3 protein-coding genes are annotated in these 5,343 nt (G+C 40.3%); all 3 read right to left on the reverse strand.

What is annotated here, in order from left to right; translation table 11 throughout:
• On the reverse strand, window positions 1-2,516 hold a 2,516-nt coding region (locus tag ACKI5B_RS12610; protein WP_407429307.1), incomplete at its 3' end, for an alpha-amylase family glycosyl hydrolase.
• A gap of 70 nt (window positions 2,517-2,586) precedes the next feature.
• Window positions 2,587-4,665 carry a 4-alpha-glucanotransferase gene (locus tag ACKI5B_RS12615; protein WP_407429309.1) on the reverse strand — a complete coding sequence of 693 codons (2,079 nt, stop codon included), beginning with the start codon at window positions 4,663-4,665 and terminating at the stop codon, window positions 2,587-2,589.
• A 42-nt stretch (window positions 4,666-4,707) separates the two neighbouring features.
• The coding region (locus tag ACKI5B_RS12620) for a radical SAM protein (RefSeq protein ID WP_486401678.1) at window positions 4,708-5,343 on the reverse strand (636 nt) is incomplete at its 5' end.

The following is a 5,343-nucleotide window of genomic DNA, read 5'->3' on the forward strand; positions in this document are numbered from 1 at the left end:
CAGATGTCTTTTGATTTTCGGATATACCAGAGATTGCTTCTGTCTTCGCGGAAAATCATGTAGAAATCTTCTTCGCCCCAAAGACCTAAGCCTTCGGAAATCGAGCGTGTAACAAGTTTTTTGTCGTTTTCGCCGCTTCCGGTTTTTACTGCATATTCACATGACTGCTTGATCCAGCCCTGGGCGCGTTCGTATTTGTTGTTGTAGAAGACGACACTGTATTCTGAGCCGCAGCGGTTTGAGTATGCGAACACATTTTCGTTTACACTGCCATTGTCCCAGACATCGTAGAACAAAAAGTCTTCGACACCTGCAAAAAGATAGCGTTTTTTAAGCAGCGGGAAGATTTCACGTTTATGACGGTCAATAAGATACTGGTCAGGAACTTCGTCGCGGTAGGCACGGGTGTATTCCATGCCGTATTTTTCTTCAAAGCCTTCGATTTGACCGTGGCCGAACATCGGAAGACCCGGCATTGTCGCCATGAGGGTTGCAACACCGAAATATTTGTCGCCTTTCCCGAACTGTGCGACCGCTGTTTCTTCGTCAGGATTGTTCATGAAGTTGACATAACGCTTTAAAATCTGCGGGTCGAAGTTGATTGTATTTTTGACAGTCTGGCGGTATTTGTTGTTTTCTTCTTTTTTGAGCATGTTCATGAATGCAGAGTTGTAGACACGGTGCATTCCGAGCGTGCGCGTAAAGTAGCCTTCCATCATCCAGAAAGCTTCGGCAAGAAGGAGCGTGTCAGGCACTTCTTTTGCAACCCGGTCAACGACTTCACGCCAGAATTCGTTCGGGATTCGGTCTTCAAACTGCTGGGCTGTAAGAGCAAATTCGCTTCGGGTTGCAATATCTCCGCCTTTTCCAGGCTCCGGATACCACAGTCGTTTGATATGCTTTTTTGCAAGAACCATTGCAGCATCAAAACGGATAATCGGGAAGTTGCGGGCTACATGAAGGATTTTCTGCATGACTTCTTCTCGGGCTTGAGAATTCAAAAAATCAATCTGGGCCGTATCGTTCCACGGCATTCCCGTTCCGTCGTTTCCGTGATAGATGTAGCGTGTGTCACCGGTCTGAGTATCAACGCGCTTAAAACAGACAGCACAGTCGTTTTTTGAGTAGTAGTGGTCTTCAAGATAAACTGCAACTCTGGAGTCGTGGCTTAAATTTACGCCGTTGTAAGTGTACTGCGGGAACGGATTGTCGCGCCTCTGAACGAATAAATCAGGCTTTTCTACAACCCATTTTGCATCCATTCCAGTGTGGTTTGGAACCATGTCGCTTGCTAATCGGATTCCTCTCTGCCACAAGCGGGTTCTTAGGTTTGCAAGTGCATCCCATCCGCCCAAATTCCAGGCTATTTCATAGTCATCAAGAGAATATGCCGAAGCCGCAGCCTCCGGGTTTCCGCAAATCTGCTTGATTGTGCGGCTTGCAGGGCTTCTCTCCCAGAGACCGATGAGCCACAAGCCTGTAAAACCTTCGTCACGGAGCAAGTCAAGTTCTTCGTCCGGAATCTGGTCTAAGCGGTTAATTTCTCTGCCGTATTTTTTTGAAAGCTGGTAAAGCCATACAAGAACGGTTTTTGCCATGAGAACAACGCGCGGCATCCATTCTTTGTCGTCAGAAAAACGCTCGTATTCGCGCATGAGATAGTCGTAGTTCGGAGGCGACATGTCAGGGCTTCCGCCGTTTGTCGGATGCCATGCAGGTTTCCATTCTTCACTAAGAAGGTCGCTTCCGGCTAAAAGACGGCGAAGCCAGTAATCTTCACCTTCTCCTTCGCCTGGAACAAGCAAATCTGCCCAGTGAACGCGCACATAATTGAGCTGTTCCTGAAGATTATCCGGCGCAAAGTTTACAGGTTCTCGTAAAAATGAAATTAAATCGTGACCGAAAGTGCCCCAGTATGGAAGTTTTTTAAAGTAGCCTTGAATCTGGCTCCATACAGCATTCCATTTTGGATTTGCAGCAAGATGTGAATCATCAAAAAGTGAAATAAAAGGCTTAAAGGCCGGGTTTTCGTTGTCTAAGTGGAGCATAATCAGCTCTTCAAGAGTCTGCTCGCGGTTTGTCCTTGTGCGGCCGGTTTTGCGCTCTGTAAGCTCCAGGTTTAGATAATCTTCGATAGAAATATTGCCTTTGTAAACTTCTGTCGGTGGAAATTCTTTACAGAAATCGAGGATTATTTTATCGATTTCGCTTTTACCGAATGAAGCTTCCAGATCAGAAAGAAGCTCTTTAAAAGCATCCGGGTATTTCTGTCTTCTGTAAGTGTAACATGCAAGATGGAAAATTTCGTCGAGCAATCCCATTGCGTTGAGAGTGCCTGCTGAAATCTGATTCTGGTTATGGCGGACTAAATATTCATTAAACTTTGTCTGAAAATCACGCACTGCACGGAGGTTTGCGATTATTACATTACCTGTCGAAGAAAAAAGAGACTGAGAAAAATTACATTCGTCACGGACAGTTTTAGCAATATGAAATTCGTTATATGAAAAGGTCATTAAAGCCCCCCAAAATTCTTAAATAAAGATTATCTATTATAGCATAATTTTTGTGTTATGCACGAAAAACTTACTGACCGTCATGAATCTCTGCGATTTTTTTGATTTTTTCAATTAATTTTTCGTTTTCAAAAAGTTTTTCAATATTTACAGGCATTCTCCAGGTCCAGTTAAACTGTGAAACTGTTCCCGGAATGTTAATCCTTTCTTTTTTTGGATCATCTGAATAATATTTTGAATCAAGATAAAGCCAGTCCTGAAGTGGATTTATAAACCAGACGCCGCTTGTCTTTGCAAAAGCTGACAGAAGATTTTCACATGTTGCAGGATCCATTTTTTCAGAAACTTTCTGATATTCCCGCTCAAGAATGTAATAGTTTAGGTTTGATTTTTTGGATTCATCAATAAGACAGTCTGAGTATTTATGCGGAATGTCTATAAGAATTTGTTTTACTTCGTTATCATGCCAGTCTCTGAATGTTGACGAATCATGTACGCTTGTTGTAACAACACTGAGTTTTCTGTATGTATGAATGTCACAGTAAGGCTGCTCCTGTTTTTCCCAGTTTCTGCACCATCGTATAACTTTAAGCCCCAAAATTCCGAATTTATCGAGAACCTTTTCCATGCATGGAATATAAGCACCCAAATCTTCGCCGCAGAAGGTCATATCCGATTCATTTTTAAAGGCTGTAAAAATTTTTTCAGCCTGATTTTTCCATAATTTATCCTGTTTTTTATTGATTTCTGCAAAAAGTTCTTCAAGATTGTATTTTTCATCTTCGGAAAGACTTGCCCATGAACGGGATTCTTTATATTTCCAGAGAGGAAGATATTTATTTTTTGAAATTTCAAGCAGTGTCCGGTTTTTCCACCAGGCACCCAGTCTTCTGAAAATTTCCATTTGAATAGAAACATCAATATTGTATTTATCGAGATTTATTTTTTTTATGTCAATTTCTGATTTTATTGATGATTTAAAAAGCCACAGTTCTTCGTAACCGATTCTTTCACAGAGAAGACTTAAAATCTCCCGTGTCGTTACCGGGTTTCCTATAAGCCGGATAAAATCTTCGGTTGGAATATGAGGCTGAGAAAGCCAGCGGATTCTTTCTTTTGAAAAACCTGCTTTTAAAAGCTGTGCTTCTGTGACGGTGGCACAAGGCTCTGTGTGTCCCATTTCAGCAGTAAGTTCATTTTCTGGAATTGACCATAATCTGAAAAATCCCGGAATATGATCAAGTCTGTATGCATCAAAGAATATAGCGGCTGTTGAAAGTCTTTTTCTCCACCATGAAAAATTATCTTTTTCCTGATATGTAAAATCATAGCATGGAAATCCCCAGTTCTGACCCGCAGGATTATCACCGTCTGGAGGAGAACCAGCCCTCATTTTTAGATTAAAAAGTTCGGGAGTCGCCCAGACATCACAGGAATCTTCGTTTAATAAAATCGGTAAATCCCCTTTCAGAATAATATCAAGGCTTTTTACATAATCTGCAGCAATTTTCAACTGTTTATATGCAATGAATTGTTCCCAGACATAGAAATAAAGATCTTTTTCAATAGACTTTGTATTCCATATTTCAAGAATCTGTTCTTGTGTCATTTTTTGATAAGGCTTTTTCCATTCTTTCCAGCCTGCCTGAACAAATTTATATTTAAGGTATTTATAAACGCAGTAATAGGGGAGCCATGATTTATGTTCATCAATAAAATTTAAAATATTTAACTGCATTTGTTTGATATCTTTGGTACCGATGGTGTTTGTCAGCAGGGAAAACATTTTTCGCAGCAGAAAATCTTTTGTATCTGAAATAAATCCGTAATCAAAACGTTCGTCTTTTTTGTGCTGAAGGTATAAGTCGTATGTTCTTTTAAAAACAGAATCTTTGTCGTAGCATTTTTGAAATTCTTCGAGAATAGTAAGATTGATATAGACTGGATTTAAGGCAAAGGCAGAAAGAGAACTGTATGGCGAAGTTTGTGTGCCTGTATCTAAAACTGGAAGAAGCTGGATTATTGAGATATGTGCCTTTGAAGCAAAATTTGCAAACTCCATAAGTGATGTAAACTCACCAATTACTGGAGAAGATTCGCTTCTTAAAGCGCCTAGAGGAACAGCAATACCAGTTTTTCTTTTAACCATATTTTAAGTATATCATAAAATGATTAAAAGTAAAACTTTAAATCAGCACCATTCATACTTCCAGTGCCAGACGGGTTTTGCAAGCTTATAACTGAACGGCTGTTTTTTTTCGAAGTCGGGAAGCCATTCTGTATCGCTGCATAAATCCTGATAGAAAAGATAGTCAAAGTCGTAGGCTTCGATTAAATCGCGTAAATCTTTATCTTCGCTTTCTGAAACCAGCCGGTTTTCGATTACAGAAAGAGAGCTTTTTCGTTTTTGAAGATTTTCTTCTGTGTCTTTGAAAGGAACCGGCGTGTACTGGCTCATCAAAGAAATTATTGCTTTTCCGTCGGCATTCTGTTTAAGCCATTCAAGTACGTCTGCAGTTTCAAAGAATTTTCCAGGTAAAAATAAATGACGTACGATAACACCCTGCAAGATTTTGTCTTTTTCGATGATTTTACCGTCAATTTCTTTTTTGACCGATGTAAGGTTCAAAGGATTATGTTCAATCATCCATTTTACAGCTTCTTTTGCCTTTTGAGGATAATCTTCAGCTGCACAGAGAGATTTTGAAAGTTCTGAACTTAATGTTTTAAGATCCGGAAGCCAGATAGTAACTAAGCCGTCAAGAAGTTTAAGGAATTCAACTGAATCGTATCCGCTTGAGTTCCAGCAGACAGGCAGTGTAAGTCC

Source organism: Treponema sp., assembly GCF_045657965.1.
GTDB lineage: Bacteria > Spirochaetota > Spirochaetia > Treponematales > Treponemataceae > Treponema_D.

Excerpts from the sequence above, each read along its gene's own strand:
- ACKI5B_RS12615 (WP_407429309.1), bottom strand. The coding sequence starts at position 4,665 with ATGGTTAAAAGAAAAACTGGTATTGCTGTTCCTCTAGGCGCTTTAAGA.